A 15,757-nucleotide genomic window follows, 5' to 3' on the forward strand; every position below is an offset into this window, starting at 1 on the left:
GCATGCATCCCCACACCGCCCGCTCCACCCAGCCGACCCCCGCCGAGCGGCTGCGTTCGATCATCACGTCCGCGCACTCCATGACCGTGGTGACCGACGGCCGGTACGAGGAGGTCCACAGCCTCGACGGAACGGGCCCGATGGGCCGCGTCCACCTCCACGAACCCGCCGAGTCCTTCGAGTCCTTCGCCTTCCTCGGCTCCTCCGGCCCGGGCGAAGGAGCCGACGAAGGAGCCGGCGAAGGCGCCGGCGGCAGCCACGGTCACGGCAGCGGCACCGGTCACGACGGCGCGGCGCGCATCCCCATCCGGCTGGAGCTCACGGACGTCTCGCCCGTCCCCGTGCGCGACCGGGTGCGCGCCCGCGTGACGCTCTCGGGTCTCGTGGCGGCGCCGTACGACGCGGACTCCGGCGAGAGCACCTGCATGGAGTTCGGCCAGGCGGTGCTCCAGGACTCCCGCGGACGGACGTACGTGACGCTGGAGCAGCTCCACGCCGCGGAGCCCGACCCGCTGGCCGGCTGCGAGGCCGCCATGCTCCACCATCTCGTCTCCGGCCACCCCGAGCTGGTCACCCTGCTGCTCCGGCTCGTCGAACCGGCCGCCCGGCACGGCCTGGTGCGCGCCCTGCCGCTCGCCGTCGACCGCTACGGCCTGACCCTGCGGCTCGAGTACGCCGCCACGCAGCGCGACGTGCGGCTGCCGTTCCCGACGCCGCTCACCGAGGTCGACCAGGCCGGCCTCCAGATCCACGCCCTCCTGGCCGCGGCCCGCCGCGCCTCCCACACCCACCTGCCGGCCTGAACGGCCCGAGGGCCCGTCCGGAGACCGGCTCCGCACGGCGCCGCGGCCGGCGTGCGTCACGCCGGCCGCGGCAGAGCGGCGCTGAACCCTCGTCAGCAGGCGTAGTCGATAAGGTCGAACGTGGCGTAGTGGTCGGCGGTGTAGTAGTCCTCCTGCGAGTTCTGCCCGGTCACGATCCGGCGGGCTCCCCGGGTGGTGACGCCCGGCGTCCTGACCGTGTACTCGTGGTAGTAGCCGAGCGAGTGCGACGGGAGCACACCCTCCCGGTTCTGGAACACGGAGCCGTCCTGCCGGTACGGGAAGGGGCCTCCCGCGTCGATCAGCCGCAGCGTGTCGTACGCCTGGGACGGCAGGTCGGAGTAGCAGATGTCACCGACGGACGCGGTCGCCGCGGCGACGGCGACGGGCGCGGAGACCGGGACCGCGGGCGGGGCCGCGCTCGCGGCCGCGGGGGCGGCGAGCAGGAGGGAGGAGACGAGTGCGGCGACGGTGAGGCGTGGGGGGATTCGCATACGCCGATGCTGACGCGCGCAGACGGCCGTGGGGAAGTCTAACTCCCTTCGCTTCCACGGACGTTCACCGCACGTCCACTCCGCTTCCCGAGCCTCTGCGCATGCCGTGCGCATCGCGCCGCCCGCCCCTACCCGAGACCGCCGTCGCTGCGCAGCAACTGGCCGTTGACCCAGCCGCCCTCCGCCGAGCAGAGGAACGTCACCAGGTGCGCGCAGTCCTTCGGCACCCCGAGGCGGCCCAGCGGCGTGGCGCGGATCAGGTCCGCCTTCAGCTCCTCCGTCATCCAGCCGGTGTCGGTCGGCCCCGGGTCGACCGCGTTGCAGGTCACCCCGAGGTGGGCGAGCTCCCGGGCGGCGGCGAGCGTGATCCGGTCCATCGCTCCCTTGCTCGCCCCGTACGGCAGGTTGCCGGCGGTGTGGTCGCTGGTCAGGCCGACGACCCGACCGCTGCCGTGCGGTCCGCCGAAGCGCAGCCCGTACTCCCGGATCAGCAGCCAGGTCGCCCGCGCGTTGACCGCGAAGTGCCGGTCGAAGCTCTCCACGGTGGTGTCGAACAGCCCCGAGTCGACCGACTCGCAGTGGCACAGCACCAACGCCGTCACCTTCCCCAGCGCGCGCTCGACGCCGTCGAAGAGCCGGACCGGTGCGTCCGGGTCGGCGAGGTCTGCCGCGACCGCGTACGTCCGCGCTCCGAGGGCGGCCGCGCGCTCCCGCAGTTCCCCGGCCGCCCCGGGGTCCGCGCCCCAGGTCATGCGCTCGTCGTACGGGGTCCAATAGGTGAAGGCCACGTCCCAGCCCGCGCCCGCCAGGCCGAGGACCACCGACGCCGCGATGCCCGCCGACCGCCCGGCCCCCGTCACCAGGGCGACCGGTCGCCCTTCCGCCCGGTCCCGCCCCTGCTCCTCCATGTCCGCTCCTCCGGTCCGCTTCGGCCTTCCGCGGTCCTCATCCTCGCGGACGGGGCCGCGGCGAGCGGGGCCCGGGGCGCCGTCCCCGTGCGGGGCGGCGCGGGGCCGCGCATGCTCGAAGCATGTCCGAGGTCACGACCACCGACCTGTACGAGGTCACGATGGCGCTCTCGTACCTGCGCGAGGACATGCGGGCACCGGCCACGTTCAGCCTCTTCGTGCGCGAGCTGCCGCCGGGCCGCGGCTTCCTCGTCGCCGCCGGGCTCGAGCCCGCCCTCGACCTCCTCTCCCGGTTCCGCGTGGGCCGCGCCGACGTGCAGGAGTTCGCCGACGCGCTGCGGCGGCCCGTCGAGGACCTGGAACCGCTGCGCGGCCTCTCCTTCGACGGCCAGGTCCGCGCGGTGCCCGAGGGACGGCTGGTGTTCGCGGGTGAGCCGCTCCTGGAGGTCACCGCGCCGCTGCCGCAGGCGCAGCTCGTCGAGACGTACCTGCTCTCGCTGGTCTGCCACCAGACCGCGGTGGCCTCCAAGGCCGCCCGGTGCGTCCTGGCGAGTGCCGGGCGGCCGGTCGTCGACTTCTCGCTGCGCCGGTCGCACGGTCCCGAGGCGGGTACGCAGACCGCGCGGCTGGGCGCGCTCGTCGGCTTCGCCGGGACCAGCAACGTCGCCGCCGCCCGCCGCTACGGCATCCCGGCGGCCGGCACGATGGCCCACTCGTACGTCGAGGCCTTCGCCTCCGAGGAGGCCGCGTTCCGGGCCTTCGCCCGTACCCACCCGGGGCCGGTGACCTTCCTGGTGGACACCTACGACACCGACCGTGGCGTGGCGACGGCGGCGCGGGTCCTCGCTGACCTGGGGCTCGGGCCGGGCTGCGGGATCCGTCTCGACAGCGGCGACCTGGGCGCGCTCGCCCGGCGGGCCCGCGCCGCCCTGGACGCGGCCGGGCTCGCGGAGGTGCGGATCATCGCGAGCGGCGGCCTGGACGAGTACGCCGTCGACCGGCTGGTACGGGAAGGGGCGCCGATCGACGCGTACGCCGTGGGGACGAAGGTCGGCACGGCCGCGGACGCCCCGTACCTGGACGCTGCCTACAAGCTGGTCGAGTACGACGGCCGGCCGGTCATGAAGCTGTCCTCGGCGAAGGTGACGGCGCCGGGTCCCAAGCAGGTCTTCCGCGGCCCCGGCCTGCGCGACGTCGTCGGCCTCGCCAACGAGGAGCCGCCGGCGGGCACGGAACCGCTGCTGCGGACCGTGATGCGCGGCGGGCTGCGCACGGACCCGCCGGACACGCCGGCGGCCGCCCGGGCCCGGTTCGAGGCGGATGCCGCCGCGCTGCCGGAGGAGGCCCGGCGCGTGACGGACCCGGTGGCGCCCGTGCCGTCGGTGTCGACGCGGCTGACGGTCCTGACGACCGTCGTCAGGCACCGGATCGAGGTGCGGACCGGCGCCGGGCGGACGGGCGGCCCCGGGCCGGGCGGCGGTCGGACGGTGCCCGGATGACCTGGGTGCTCACGCTCGTGGGAGCGGCCCTGATCCTCTTCATCCTGCGTGACGTCTTCCACACGCTGTGGCACCCGACCCGCCACGGCGGGCTGAGCCGGCTGGTGATGCGGAGCGTGTGGCGGCTGTCGGCGCACCACGGCGAGCGACGGCGGCCGGCGGGCCTGGCCGGGCCGACCGGGATGATGGCGGTCGTCGCCGCGTGGTCGCTCACCGTGGCCGTCGGCTGGGGGCTCCTGTACTGGCCCCGGATGCCGGAGGACTTCTCGTACGCCTCGGGGCTCGCGCCCGGCGAGCACGCGGGACCGGTGGACGCGCTGTACGTCTCGCTGGTCACCCTCGCGACGCTCGGCCTCGGCGACATCGCCCCGACGTCCGGCTGGCTGCGGGTGCTCGCCCCCCTGGAGGCCCTGGTGGGCTTCGCCCTGCTGTCCGCGACCGTCGCCTGGATCCTCGGCATCTACCCGGCCCTCGCCCGCCGCAGGGCCCTCGCCCTGCGGCTCTCGCACGTGCGGCGGGCGCAGATGGACGACGGGGCCCTGGACTCGGCCGGCGGCGCCGCCCTCCTCGACGGTCTCGCCTCGGCGCTGTCGACGGTGACGGTCGACTTCGAGCAGTACCCCGAGTCGTACTACTTCTACGACATCGACGAGCACACCTCCCTGCCCGCCCAGCTCGACCACGCCGTCGGCCTCGCGGACCGGGCGGCCCGCGCCCGTCACCCGGACGTCCGGCTCTCCGCGTCGGTGCTGCGCACGGCGCTCCAGGACCTGTCCGAGGTGCTCGACGAACGCTTCACGCGTACGGGAGCGGACCCCGGACGGGTGTTCGCGGCGTACGCGGCGGACCACGGGCGCTCCTGAGTCCGGTCGCGGGCGTTCCTGCACCCGGCCACGGACGGGCGGTTCCTGAGCCTCAGGCGCGCCTCGCCCGTCCGAGGCGGTAGCGGGAGGTGAACCGGCGGCGGCGTTCGCGGCTCTCGCGGGTGTGCCGGTCGAGTTCCTCCATGAGGCGCCGGCCGCGGTGTTCGGGGTCGAGCTCGTCGAGGACGCGGTCGAGTTCGGTGAGCATCGCTCCGTACAGCTGCCAGCGGCCCGGCTCGCGCAGCGCGAGGACGAGGAGCAGGGCGGCGGCGCGGTCGCGGCAGGTGCGGGCCGCACGGAGCTCGCCCGCGAGCCGGACCTCGGCCGACTCGGCGGCCTCGCTGCCGGAGGCGGTGACGAGGACGGCGTAGCTGACGAAGGCGTCGGCGGTGTGCTGCGCCGTTTCCTGCAGCGCGAGGGCGGTCGGGCCGGGCAGCAGCTCCTGGCCCGTCCGCTCCTTCGCCAGGTCGGTGAGGGTACGGGTGAGGACCCGCAGCACCACGGCGCAGATCTCCAGCGTGTCGAGCCCGGTGCGCAGCACGATGCGGTGCAGCAGTCCCTCCTTGACGCGCGGGTTGAGCCGCAGGCTGTCCTCTGCGGTGCGCAGCGCGGCGTCCACCTCGGCCACGTCGTTGTCGAGCCGCCGTGCCTCGTGCAGCCGGGCCGCGGCCCGCTCGACCGCAGGCTCCTCGCCGAACTCCTCGGCCACCTCCAGCAGGAGTCTGCGCATCCGCCTGGCCAGGTCCTCGATGGAGTCGCCGGCGGTGTCCACCCACACGGGCGGGGCGAGCATCAGGTTGAACAGCAGTCCCACGACGGCGCCGATCAGCGTCTCCAGGACCCGGTCCCACGCGGTGTCGGCGACCTGGGTGACGCCGAGCACCAGCATCGCGCTGATGGCGACCTCGGGGATGAACTCCTCGACCCGCACGAGCCGCCCCACGACGAGGGACGCCAGGATGATCAGGGCGAGACTCCACCAGGAGAGTCCGACGAGCACGCTGAACGCGATGGCGATGAGCACGCCGACGACGACGGAGTTCACCCGGCGCAGGCTGGTGGTGAGCGTGGAGTACAGCGTGACCTGGACGACGAGCAGCGCCGTCAGCGGCGCGGTGAGCGGCGCCGGCTCGCTGCTGAGCCCGAGCGCGACGACGTACGACAGCGTCGCCGCCGCCGTGGACCGCACGGTCTGCACGGCGAAGGGGTCGCGCCGCAGCCTTTCCAGCCACCTGCCGGCCGCTTCGCGCCGGGTGCCCCACCTGCTGCGTCGCGTCACGTGATCCTCGCCTCGCTCCCGTCGCCGGCCACCAGGCCCGCACCTGCCGTTCCGCTCGACCGTGCCACCCGAGCCGCGCCCGGGCACGCCCGGCGCGCCGTGGCCGCGGCCCCGAGGGGCTGACCTTCGCGGGCGTTCGCCGTAGCGTGGAGGTGTTCGAACGTCCGGAGACCCAGGGTGGTCGAGGTCCATGACCCGTTCCCGTCGAGCCCGTGCGGGCGTCGCCGCGGCCGTCGCGGCGACGGCTCTCGGCGCGCTGTCGGTCGCCCTGGCGGGCTGCACGCCGAGCGACCTCGCGGGCCCGTCCGTCCCGCCGGTCACGGCCCCGGCGGCGCCGTCGCCCGTCGTCCCCGCGGCGCCGCCCGCCCCTCAAGGGCCTCCGGCCGCCTCGACTCCCCCGGCCGCCTCGACCCCGCCGGTTCGTCCGGCTCCCTCGGCGACCACCGTGCGGCCGCCGGTCGCCGAGCTGGACATACCGTCGATCGGGGTCGACGACCTGCGCGTCGTCCCGTACGAGGGCACGACCGACGACCGCCCCGGCACCCGGATACAGGACCGTGGGACCGCGGCCAGCCCGTACGGGAAGCGGGGCGGCGTGGGGCCCGGCGACGTCGGGAACTACCTGGTGACGGCGCACCGTCTGTCCGCCGGCGGACCGCTGCGCGAGCTGCCGGACGTCGACGTGGGCGACAAGGTGCTCGTGACGGCCGAGGGCCGGGTCTACGAGTACCGGATCACCGACACCCGCTCGACCTCCTTCCGCTCGGCCCGTTCCCTGGCCGAGCAGCGCGCCGCCGTGCCGGGCTCTCCCGGCGAGCGCCCCACCGAGGCGATGATCACGATCTCCACCTGCGCGACGCCGGAGGACGACGCCGCGGGCAACAGGTGGCGCGACGCCCAGGGCAATCCGGAGCACCGGATCGACAAGATCGGCGTCCTCGTCTCGGTGCGGCCGAGCCCCTAGCCCGTGTGCGCCGGCCTCCGCGCATCAATTCCCGCGGACGGGGCAGCGGCGGGTGGAAGACCGCTCCCGAGAGGAGTCCCGTCATGCGCAAGGGCAAGGGCAAGGTCCAGAAGGGCAAGGGCAAGGTCAAGGAAGTCGCCGGCAAGGCGACCGGGAACGAGCGGATGGAGATGGAGGGCAAGACCGAGAAGGCGGAGGGCAAGACCCGCGAGGGCATGGAGTCGGCACGTGACACGGCCCGGAAGTCCGGGGACGCGATGAAGCGCCGCACCTCGTAGTCCGTCCGCTACCGGAACGTCGCGAGTTCACCCTTGCGGCGCACGTCGAGCGTCACGCAGTGGAAGCCGCCGCCGAGGGTCCTGGAGTGGGTCAGCTGCGCCGGGATCACCTCCACGCCGTGGCGCTCGAGCTCCCGGATCAGGCCCACCTGACGCTTGTCCACGACGGCCTTCCCGGGCGCCACCACGAGGAAGTTCATCCCGATCCACACGGACGACTTCGGGTGGTCGCCGACGAAGCCGGTGTCCACGAGCTCCGGGCAGACGATCCGGTCCCAACCGCGCAGGAAGTCCGGCATGTTGTCCTCGTTGACCCGCGCCGGGTTCACCAGGACCAGGCCCGGGCGCAGCGGCACGATCGTCGAGTCGATGTGCGTGGAGGTGTACAGGCCCTCGCAGGCGTGCACCGTGTACCGGTCGCCGAGCGCCGCCTGCAGCCAGCGCGCGCCCATCTTGTTGCCGCTGTCGGAGACCTGGTAGAGCAGGTCGGTGCCGAACCTGAGCACGTTCGCCGCGTCGAAGACCGGCTCCAGGTCCCGCAGCCGCTCTCCGGGCGGCGCCGTCGGCTCGTACAGGTCGTCGGTCAGCCGCGGCTTGGGCGCCGAGAGCCAGCGGGCGCCGCTCTCCAGGTACTCGACGAACAGGTCCTTGTAGGCGAACCCCTCGAGCCACCGGGACCGCAGCACCATCGGCGACTCGATGAGCGAGGTGCCGACCGTGAGGAAACCGTCCCTGGGGCAGTAGTCGTAGAAGCCGTCGGTGCTCCAGTCGGGCGTGGAGACCATCGACTTGTGGTCCCTGCCGCCCGGCCGGCGCACCTTCACCCCGAGACCGGTGAGGATCTCCACCAGCTCTTCGAGCTCGGCCTCGGTCTGCTCGACCACATGCCCCGGGTAGGGGCCGGACGGGATCCGCTGCGGGTCGTCCGCCTTCTCCGGGTACTCCACGGCGACGAGGCTTCTGTCCGGGACGGGCACCCGGGCGCCTGCCATGGTTCCTACCACGATCTCTTCGAGCGGATCCCATTCGGTGTGCACGTCGACGAGGCTCATCGGGGGTCTTTCCTCTCTGCGGAGGCCAGGGCGAGCCGACTCAAACACGCTGCGGTCGAAGCGGTCAACATGCCATGGTCATATTGGTCAAGTGTGCTTCTGTGCAGGGCAATTGCCGCCCGGGAAGCCCGGGGGACACGACCGGAGGAGACTGCTTGACACTCGATCAAGGCGTGGTTTAGAACCTCTTGGGCCCGCTCCACAGCTCCAGGAACCGCAGTTGCCCATGGCTCCATGGGCACGATTCGTCGCAGGAACAGAGCCGTCCTTTCCGACTCAGCTTTGGCGCGTTCACGATCAACTTCTCGTGTCGCCTCGTCCGCAGTGTGGACACTGCAGCGGCTGCCCGCGCAGGCTGGAGACGAACCAGCCTCGCGGTCCGCACCGGAGGCGGCGAGGTGCACGACAAGGCTGCCGAACCGCCTGAGACCCAGGCCCGCGGCGGCGACCAGACTTCCACCTACACCCCCATCAAGGCGGAAACAGTGACCATTCGTGTACTCATCTGCGACGAACTGCCGGTCATCGGGGACGGCTTACGGACGCTGCTCGACGCGGTGCCCGACATCGACGTGATCGGCACGACCGACAACGGAATGGAAGCCATCGTCCTGGTGCGCACCAAACGCCCGGACGTGATAGTCACCGATCTCAGCCTGCGGACCATCGACGGACTGGAAATGATCCGCAGGCTCGGCAAGGAGGAGACACGGCCCAACATCGTCGTGTTCACCCGGTCCGACACCGACAAGACGGTCAGCGACGTGCTGCACGCCGGCGCGAGCTGCCTGCTCGGCAAGGACGCCAGCCCGCAGGAACTGGTCACCGCGATCCGGGCGGCGGCGGCCGGCCGGACCATGCTCGCACCGGACATCGCGCACCGCCTGGTCACGTGGTTCCGCGAACAGCCGGACACGCCGGAGTCGGCGCCGTACCCGGAGGTCACCGACCTGACCCCGCGGGAGCGCGAGGTGACCCAGATGGTGGCACGGGGCATGTCGACCGAGGAGGTGGCCCGCGAGCTCACCATCGGCGTGGCCACCGTGCGCACCCACCTCTACCGGGTGCGCACCAAGCTGGGCGTCCGCGACCGCGCCCAACTCGTGTCGCTCGCCTACCAGTCCGGGCTGATCTAGCCCGTACGACGCGTCCCGGCCGACGGAAGGCCCGGGTCGCGGGAAGACTTCGGCGGGGTGGACCTCACCGCGGCCGGCCCGCCGCCACGACCGAGCGCCCCGTGCCGTTCTCCCCGACGGCACGCCGGGCCAGGTCGAGGCGGGCGGCGCCGGCCAGCCGCCACAGCGCGGCGGGCTCGCCGTACCGGCTCGACTCGGCCGTGGCCAGCCGGAAGTACCGGTGCAGACCGAGCTCCGCCGTCATGGCCCGTACGCCGCAGCTCTGCATGCACAACCGTACGGCGTCGCGCGCGGTCTCGGCGGCCGTCGCGAGCGCCACGACCGGCGCCGTGCCGGCGAGGGCGTCCGCGGTGCCGAGGCCGTCCGTGCCGTCGGCGGCGGCGTCCTGGTCGTGCGCGGCGTCGACCAGCCAGGCGCCCCGGTACACCGCGGCCCTCGTCGCGCGCAGGGCCACCATGGCACGGGCCAACGGGAAGGCCACCGCCGGCAGGTCCCGCAGCCGGGTGTCGAACTGCCGCCGGGTGCCGGCGTAGCGCACCGCGATCTGGTGCGCGCCGTCGGCGATGCCGAGCAGGTAGGCGGCCTGCCGGAGGCGTGCCCGCGCGAGCGGGCCGGCCGGCGCGTCGTCCAGTGCGCCGACCACGTCCGCCTCGGTGACCGGCGTGCCCTCGAAGCGGACGACCGGCGGCCAGCACGCGCTCTCGACGCGGACCCCGGGCGCACCGGCCGGCACCGCGACGAGCACCGGACCGGCGTCCGTCCGGGTGGCCACGAGGAGCGGCCGGCCGGCTCCCGGGTCGTCGACCGTGGCGGTGCCGGTCAGCTCCCAGCCTCCGTCGCGCGGGCTCGCGGTGATCCCGGTGCCGGCCGGCAGCGCTTCGAGGCCGGCCAGGGCCGCGCCCGCCGGACCGCCCACGTCGGCGGCGAGCGCGTCGGCCCGGTACGGGTTCCCGCGTGCCGCGCGGCCGAGTTCCTCGCTGACGAGCACGCCGGCCGTCAGGCCGAGGTCGAGGCCGCCGGCCGCGGCGGGCCGTTCGAAGCCGGCCGCGCCCAGGCGGTCGAGCACCGTCCGCGCGGGGCCGGAGGCTCCGTCGGTCACCGGAGCGCCGTGCACCTCGGGCCGTACGGGGACGGCGGCGAGCGAGGTGCGCAGGGCCTTGCGCAGCTGCACGAGCAGCGGATCGGGGGTGAGGTCCATGTCAGCGCTTCTCCTGTCCGATGGAGTCGAACGCGGCGGCCATGATCTGCAGCATCACCTCGGAGGTTCCCGCCGACAGGGTGAGCCCGGGCGCCTCCCGGGAGGCGGAGTCCAGGATCACGGCGGCCCTGGTGCGGTCAGCCCGCTGCCCGGGGTCGGGGATGTCGGCGGCCCACGCGGCGATGCCCTGGGCGAGTTCGCTGCTGTGGTACTTGGCGACGGCGGCCGCGACCTCGTCGACGCGGTCGTTCGCGAGTCCGGTGATCACCTCCCAGGCGAGGGCGTGGTCGGCGAGGAGCGCGCCGTGCCAGCGGCCGATCTGTTCGAGGTGGGCGTCGTGCGGGGAGCCGGGCGCGCGGTCGACCAGCGCCTCGAGGGCGGCGTCCAGCCAGTGTTCCGCCTTGAGGTAGTAGTCGAGGCCGGTGCGTTCGATGGCCAGGGCCTGGTTGAGCAGGGGCCATCCCTGGTCGCGCGCGCCGATGAGGTCGTCGCCGGACACCGCGACGGCGTCGAGCTCGACGTGGTGGAACTGCTCGTCGTTGACGCTGGGGATGACCGTGACGGTGACGCCGGGGGCGTTCATGTCGACCAGGAACAGGCTGATGCCCTGGTACTTGCCGGTCCCCGGTGTCGTACGGGCGGCGCACAGGCCGAGGTCGACGAACCGGGTCTTCAGGCTGAAGACCTTGGTGCCGGTGATCCGGTAGCCGTCGCCGTCGGGTTCGGCCACCGTCCGCAGGGCGCCGAGGTCCGAGCCGGCGTCGGGTTCGGTGTAGAGCACCGAACCGAAGCGCTCGCCGCTCGCCAGGGCGGGCAGGTGCCGTCGCTTCTGTTCGGTGCTGCCGGCCATGAGGAGGAACTGGCCGATGATCTGGATGGTGTTGACGTGCAGGGTGTCCGGCACGTCCGCGCGCACCAGCTCCTCGGCGACGATCGCGGCGTCGGTGAGCGGCCGGCCGGATCCGCCGAACTCGGCGGGCCAGTGCACGGCGAGCAGTCCGAGCTTGCCGAGCAGGCGGTACAGCGGCCGCTGGTCCGGCTCGACGCCGTCCGCGGGGGTGGCGTCCGCGACCGCGGCGCGCACCTCGGCGGAGCGCAGCGCCCTGCGCACGTCCGCCCGGAACCGTTGTTGTTCCTCGGTGAATCCGAAGCGCATGTGCGTCTCCTCAGGTGGCGAGTGTGCGTTCGATCGCGGCGGCGATCCGGCTCAACGCCGGTTCCGTGAACAGCGTGTAGTGGTCGCCGGGCAGTTCGCCGGACCGGAACGGGCCCGTGCACGCGCTGCGCCACTCCGCCGCGACGGCGGCGTGGTTCGAGGCGGTGAGCAGCGTGACGGGTCCGCCGTACGGGCTCGGCGGACGGTACTCCTGCTGCGCCAGGGCGCAGGCCCGGAAGGTCGCGTAGCGGGCGGCCAGTTCCTCGTCGCCGAGCTCCAGTTCGACGCCGAGCGAGGTCAGCGTCCGCCTGAGGCCGGCCTCGCCGACCGCCGGGTCGTCGAGCACCGCGCGTACCGCCGGACCGTCCTGGCCGGCCAGTCTGGCGACGTCGTGCACGAACCGCTGCCGTACCGTCCGCTCGTCGAGCGGTACGAGGTCCTCGTCGTAGGAGGCGTCGAGGAGGACCACCGGCGGCCGTGCTCCGGTGTCCCGCTCCAGTTGCCGGGCGACCTCGAAGGCGAGCACGCCGCCGTAGGACCAGCCGGCCAGGCAGTACGCCTCCGGCGGGCCGGCGGCGGCGAGTGCCCTGGCGATCCGGGCGGCGGTCCCCGTGACGCCGTCCTCGGGGGACAGGGCGGCGTCCTGCGGGTCGGCGGCGAAGCCGGCCACGCCGATGCCTTCGCGCAGCGCCCTGACCAGCGGTACGTAGCAGAACAGTTCGCCGCCCGAAGGGTGCAGCAGGACGAGCCGCGCCGGGCCGGGCGGGCGCATCAGCACCGGTGCCCGGTCGCCGGCCGGTGCTCCGGCGGTGTTCCGGTCGGGCTCCTCGGGCAGGTTCTCCAGGAGGCCGAGCGGATCGTCGTCCGCGCCGCGCCGCGCGGTGCGGACGGCGTCGACGGTGGCGGCCAGGTGGGCGACGGTGGGCGAGGTGAAGAAGTCGCCGAGCGCGATCTCCACCCCGAACCTGCGGTTGATCGCCGACATCAGCTGGGCGGCCTGGAGGCTGTTGCCGCCGGCCAGGAAGAAGTCGTCGTGGACGCCGAGCCGGGCGTTGCGCAGCAGCGGGCCGAGCACGTCGTGCAGCAGGACCCGTTCGGTCGCGGTGCGCGGTTCGTCGCCGGTGCCGTCGCCGGCCGACTTCGGGTCGGGCGCGGGCAGCCTGCGCCAGTCGACCTTGCCGCTGCTGGTGAGCGGGAGTTCGTCGAGGACGACGAAGTACGACGGGATCATGTACGAGGGCAGCACGGTGCCGAGCTGTTCGCGCACCGAGGGCAGCTGCTGCTCGGCGACGCCCGTGAGGTAGCCCACGAGGTGCTTGTCGCCGGTGTCGTCGGTCCACGGCCGCACGGTGACCTGTCCGATGCCGGTGACTCCGGCCAGCGCCGACTCGACCTCGCCGAGTTCGATCCGCAGTCCGCGGATCTTGACCTGCTGGTCGATCCGGCCGAGGAAGACGAGACGGCCGTCGGGCAGCCGCTTCACCAGGTCTCCGGTGCGGTAGAGCCGGCCGCCCGGCGCGGTGCCGAAGGGGTCGGCGACGAACTTCTCCGCGGTCAGCTCGTCCCGGTCGAGGTAGCCGCGGGCCAGGCCGGCGCCGCCGATGACCAGTTCGCCGGGCACGCCGACCGGCACCTGGCGCAGTTCGCGGTCCAGGACGTGCGCGACGTGGTTGGTCATGGGCAGGCCGATCGGCGGGGAGGCGTCCCAGGTGCCCGGGCACTCCTCGACGATCATCGTCACCGTGCACTCGGTCGGGCCGTAGCCGTTGAACAGCCGCCTGCCGGAATTCCAGCGGTTCACCAGCTCGCCGCTGAAGGCCTCGCCGCCCACGAACGCGATCCGCAGGTCGGTGAACTTCTCCGGCGCGAGCAGCGGCATCACCGTCGGCGGCAGGTCGATGACGGTGATGCCGGCGCGTTCCATGAGCGACTGGAGGCGGTCGATGGAGAGCCGTTCGTCGTCGGTCGCCAGACAGAGCCGTGCGCCGGTGAGCAGCGCGGAGAAGGTCTCGAAGACGGAGACGTCGAAGGTGATCGACGCGAATCCGAGCACGCGGTCGGCGGGTGTCAGGTCGAACAGGTCGCGCGCGGAGTCGATGAAGTTGACCACGCCGCGGTGTTCGAGCAGGACGCCCTTGGGCCGTCCGGTGCTGCCGGAGGTGTAGATGATGTACGCGAGGTCGCTGGGCTCCGCCGCGAGCGGCGGGTTGGCGTCGGGCAGCGCCGCGAGTTCGGCGCGGACCTCGTCCAGGATCACGACGGGCGCGGCGACGGCGCTGACGGCGCCGGCGACCTCGGCGTGCGCGATGACGGTGTGCAGGCCCGAGTCGGCGGCGATCTCCGCGACGCGCGCGGGCGGGTGCGTCGGGTCGAGCGGCACGTAGGCCGCGCCGGTCTTGAGGACGGCGAGCATCGCCGTCGTCAGGTCCGCGTTCCTGCGCAGGCACAGGCCGATCCGCGTGCCCGGCTCGGCGCCGCGCTCGCGCAGCAGGGCGGCGAGCCGGTTCGCGCGGGCGTTGAGTTCGGCGTAGCTCGTCGCGACGTCCTCGACGACGAGCGCCACGCTGTCCGGGGCCTCCTGGACGCGGGCCTCGAACTGCTCGACGACGGTGGTCTCGCGTACGGGGCGGACCGGTCCGCGGGCGACCTCGTCGAGGAACTCCCTGTCCGCCGTGCTGAGCACGTCGGCCGCGGACAGCGGAGCGTCGGGGGCTGCGGTCAGGGTGTGCAGCAGCCCGTCGTAGTGCCGGGCGAACCGGGCGATGCTCTCGTCGTCGAAGAGGTGGGTGTTGAACGCGATGTCCAGGACCGCGTCGGTGCCGGGACGCGCCGGCTCGACCAGGTTCCAGCTCATGTCGTGGCGGGAGGTGTCGGTGCGGACGTCCTCACGGGACGTCGCGAGACCGGGCAGGGCCGTCGGCGCGTCCGGCCGGCTCAGGGCGAACGTGATCTGGAAGAGCGGTGAGCGCGAGGGGTCGCGGGCCGGGTCCACGGCGTCGACCAGCTCGGTGAACGGCAGTCCGCCGTGCTCGTGCGCCTCGGCGACCACGCGGCCGACCCGTCGGACCAGTTCGCGGAAGGTCGGGTCGCCGGAGACGTCGCCGCGCAGCACCGTCGTGTCGGCGAAGGGCCCGATCACCGAGGACACGGACCCGTGCCGCCGGTTCGCGTCGGGCGAGCCGACCACCAGGTCCTCCAGGCCGGAGTAGCGGTGCAGCAGGGTGAAGAACGCGGCGAGGAGGACGTCGTACGGCGTCGTCCCCTCCTCCCGGGCCAGGGTCCTCGCCCGCTCCAGGCCCTCGTGTCCGACCGCGAAGCCGCGGGCGCCGCCGGCATAGGTCGGTGTGTCGCCGCGCGGCCGGTCGGTGGGGAACTCCAGGACCTCGGCGCCCGCCAGCCTCTCGCGCCAGTAGGTGGCCAGCCGGTCGAGCTCGGCGCCGTCGAGGCGGTCGCGCTGCCACACCGCGTGGTCCGGGTACTGCACGGGAAGGGCGGGCAGCCGTGGTGCGTCGCCGTCCTGCGACGACCGGTAGACCTCGGCGAGTTCGCCGGCCAGGACGGCGAGCGAATGTTCGTCGCACACCACGGGGTGCGCGACGAACAGGAACAGGTGGTCGTCGGTCGCGACCCGGACGAGCAGCGCGCGCCACAGCGGCGCCCGGCTCACGTCGAAGGGTGCCGTGATCCGTTCTCCGACGAGGGACCGGGCGGCGGCGAGGCGTCGCTCGTGGTCGTCACCCGGCGCCTCGACCAGGGGCAGCTCGACCCGGACCTCGGGGGCGACCACCTGCACGGGTCCGCCCTCGCGCGTCACGACCGCGGTCCGCAGCGCCTCGTGCCGCGCCACGACGGCGGTCAGCGCCGCACGCAGGGCGCCCGTGTCCAGGTCGCCGCGCAGCCGCAGGCACAGCGGCAGATGGGCGGCGGCGCCGTCGGTCGCCTTGCGGCCGAGCTCCCACAGGGTCTCCTGCGCGGACGACAGCGGTGCGGGACCGGTGTTGCCGCGCGGCGTCGGACCCTGCGCGGCCGCGTCCTCCACCGTCGCCTTCAGCAGCGCGAGGAACCGCGCGCGGCGCTCCGCGGGCAGTGCGGCGAGGCGCTGGGTCATT

At 73.7% G+C, this 15,757-nt stretch carries 13 protein-coding genes; 6 read left to right on the top strand and 7 right to left on the bottom strand.

The features are described 5' to 3' along the window. The first annotated feature begins 2 nt into the window (after positions 1 to 2). Positions 3 to 803, top strand: coding sequence for a DUF2470 domain-containing protein (locus tag ACFY8W_RS05470; protein WP_391100546.1), 801 nt, complete (start codon positions 3 to 5; stop codon positions 801 to 803). A gap of 92 nt (positions 804 to 895) precedes the next feature. Here ACFY8W_RS05470 and ACFY8W_RS05475 read toward each other — a convergent pair whose 3' ends face one another. Continuing rightward, positions 896 to 1,315: a ribonuclease domain-containing protein gene (locus ACFY8W_RS05475; RefSeq protein ID WP_391100548.1), complete on the bottom strand. Its 420-nt coding sequence runs from the start codon at positions 1,313 to 1,315 to the stop codon at positions 896 to 898. A gap of 128 nt (positions 1,316 to 1,443) precedes the next feature. After that, complete coding sequence (locus ACFY8W_RS05480; RefSeq protein ID WP_391100551.1) at positions 1,444 to 2,223, bottom strand: SDR family oxidoreductase; 780 nt, start codon at positions 2,221 to 2,223, stop codon at positions 1,444 to 1,446. Positions 2,224 to 2,345: 122 nt separating this feature from the next. On the opposite strand from ACFY8W_RS05480, the gene ACFY8W_RS05485 reads away from it, so the two are divergent. Together ACFY8W_RS05485 and ACFY8W_RS05490 are read left to right on the top strand one after the other, a co-directional pair. Next, positions 2,346 to 3,722 (top strand): nicotinate phosphoribosyltransferase, encoded by a 1,377-nt coding sequence (locus ACFY8W_RS05485; protein ID WP_391100554.1) that lies wholly within the window; start codon positions 2,346 to 2,348, stop codon positions 3,720 to 3,722. Beyond that, on the top strand, positions 3,719 to 4,585 hold the full coding sequence (locus ACFY8W_RS05490) for an ion channel (RefSeq protein ID WP_391100556.1): 867 nt from the start codon (positions 3,719 to 3,721) through the stop codon (positions 4,583 to 4,585). The genes ACFY8W_RS05485 and ACFY8W_RS05490 overlap by 4 nt, the downstream gene beginning before the upstream one ends. A 52-nt stretch (positions 4,586 to 4,637) precedes the next feature. On the opposite strand, the gene ACFY8W_RS05495 is transcribed toward ACFY8W_RS05490, so the two are convergent. Beyond that, on the bottom strand, positions 4,638 to 5,864 hold the full coding sequence (locus ACFY8W_RS05495) for an aromatic acid exporter family protein (RefSeq protein WP_391100558.1): 1,227 nt from the start codon (positions 5,862 to 5,864) through the stop codon (positions 4,638 to 4,640). A gap of 190 nt (positions 5,865 to 6,054) precedes the next feature. On the opposite strand from ACFY8W_RS05495, the gene ACFY8W_RS05500 reads away from it, so the two are divergent. Together ACFY8W_RS05500 and ACFY8W_RS05505 are read left to right on the top strand one after the other, a co-directional pair. Further along, positions 6,055 to 6,828, top strand: a complete 774-nt coding sequence (locus ACFY8W_RS05500) for a sortase domain-bontaining protein (protein WP_391100561.1) — start codon at positions 6,055 to 6,057, stop codon at positions 6,826 to 6,828. Between the two features lie 83 nt (positions 6,829 to 6,911). After that, positions 6,912 to 7,106 carry a CsbD family protein gene (locus ACFY8W_RS05505; RefSeq protein ID WP_391100562.1) on the top strand — a complete coding sequence of 65 codons (195 nt, stop codon included), beginning with the start codon at positions 6,912 to 6,914 and terminating at the stop codon, positions 7,104 to 7,106. An 8-nt stretch (positions 7,107 to 7,114) separates the two neighbouring features. Here ACFY8W_RS05505 and ACFY8W_RS05510 read toward each other — a convergent pair whose 3' ends face one another. After that, a complete protein-coding gene (locus ACFY8W_RS05510; RefSeq protein WP_391100564.1) occupies positions 7,115 to 8,158 on the bottom strand; it encodes an inosamine-phosphate amidinotransferase 1 in 1,044 nt (347 codons plus the stop codon). Positions 8,159 to 8,643: 485 nt separating this feature from the next. Here ACFY8W_RS05510 and ACFY8W_RS05515 point away from each other — a divergent pair, with 485 nt between their 5' ends. Then, a complete protein-coding gene (locus ACFY8W_RS05515; protein WP_391100566.1) occupies positions 8,644 to 9,294 on the top strand; it encodes a response regulator in 651 nt (216 codons plus the stop codon). Between the two features lie 64 nt (positions 9,295 to 9,358). Here ACFY8W_RS05515 and ACFY8W_RS05520 read toward each other — a convergent pair whose 3' ends face one another. The 3 genes from ACFY8W_RS05520 to ACFY8W_RS05530 are packed head-to-tail and all read right to left on the bottom strand — an operon-like array spanning position 9,359 to position 15,756. Further along, a complete protein-coding gene (locus tag ACFY8W_RS05520) occupies positions 9,359 to 10,492 on the bottom strand; it encodes an acyl-CoA dehydrogenase family protein (RefSeq protein WP_391100569.1) in 1,134 nt (377 codons plus the stop codon). Position 10,493: 1 nt separating this feature from the next. Continuing rightward, positions 10,494 to 11,648, bottom strand: a complete 1,155-nt coding sequence (locus tag ACFY8W_RS05525) for an acyl-CoA dehydrogenase family protein (protein ID WP_391100572.1) — start codon at positions 11,646 to 11,648, stop codon at positions 10,494 to 10,496. Positions 11,649 to 11,658: 10 nt separating this feature from the next. Further along, positions 11,659 to 15,756, bottom strand: coding sequence for an amino acid adenylation domain-containing protein (locus ACFY8W_RS05530; protein WP_391101731.1), 4,098 nt, complete (start codon positions 15,754 to 15,756; stop codon positions 11,659 to 11,661). Position 15,757 lies beyond the last annotated feature (1 nt).

It is taken from the genome of Streptomyces sp. NPDC012637 (assembly GCF_042954805.1).
GTDB lineage: Bacteria > Actinomycetota > Actinomycetes > Streptomycetales > Streptomycetaceae > Streptomyces.

Coding starts and splice junctions, on each gene's coding strand:
- ACFY8W_RS05470 (WP_391100546.1), top strand. CDS start 3: ATGCATCCCCACACCGCCCGCTCCACCCAGCCGACCCCCGCCGAGCGG.
- ACFY8W_RS05475 (WP_391100548.1), bottom strand. CDS start 1,315: ATGCGAATCCCCCCACGCCTCACCGTCGCCGCACTCGTCTCCTCCCTC.
- ACFY8W_RS05480 (WP_391100551.1), bottom strand. CDS start 2,223: ATGGAGGAGCAGGGGCGGGACCGGGCGGAAGGGCGACCGGTCGCCCTG.
- ACFY8W_RS05485 (WP_391100554.1), top strand. CDS start 2,346: ATGTCCGAGGTCACGACCACCGACCTGTACGAGGTCACGATGGCGCTC.
- ACFY8W_RS05490 (WP_391100556.1), top strand. CDS start 3,719: ATGACCTGGGTGCTCACGCTCGTGGGAGCGGCCCTGATCCTCTTCATC.
- ACFY8W_RS05500 (WP_391100561.1), top strand. CDS start 6,055: ATGACCCGTTCCCGTCGAGCCCGTGCGGGCGTCGCCGCGGCCGTCGCG.
- ACFY8W_RS05505 (WP_391100562.1), top strand. CDS start 6,912: ATGCGCAAGGGCAAGGGCAAGGTCCAGAAGGGCAAGGGCAAGGTCAAG.
- ACFY8W_RS05510 (WP_391100564.1), bottom strand. CDS start 8,158: ATGAGCCTCGTCGACGTGCACACCGAATGGGATCCGCTCGAAGAGATC.
- ACFY8W_RS05520 (WP_391100569.1), bottom strand. CDS start 10,492: ATGGACCTCACCCCCGATCCGCTGCTCGTGCAGCTGCGCAAGGCCCTG.
- ACFY8W_RS05525 (WP_391100572.1), bottom strand. CDS start 11,648: ATGCGCTTCGGATTCACCGAGGAACAACAACGGTTCCGGGCGGACGTG.
- ACFY8W_RS05530 (WP_391101731.1), bottom strand. CDS start 15,756: ATGACCCAGCGCCTCGCCGCACTGCCCGCGGAGCGCCGCGCGCGGTTC.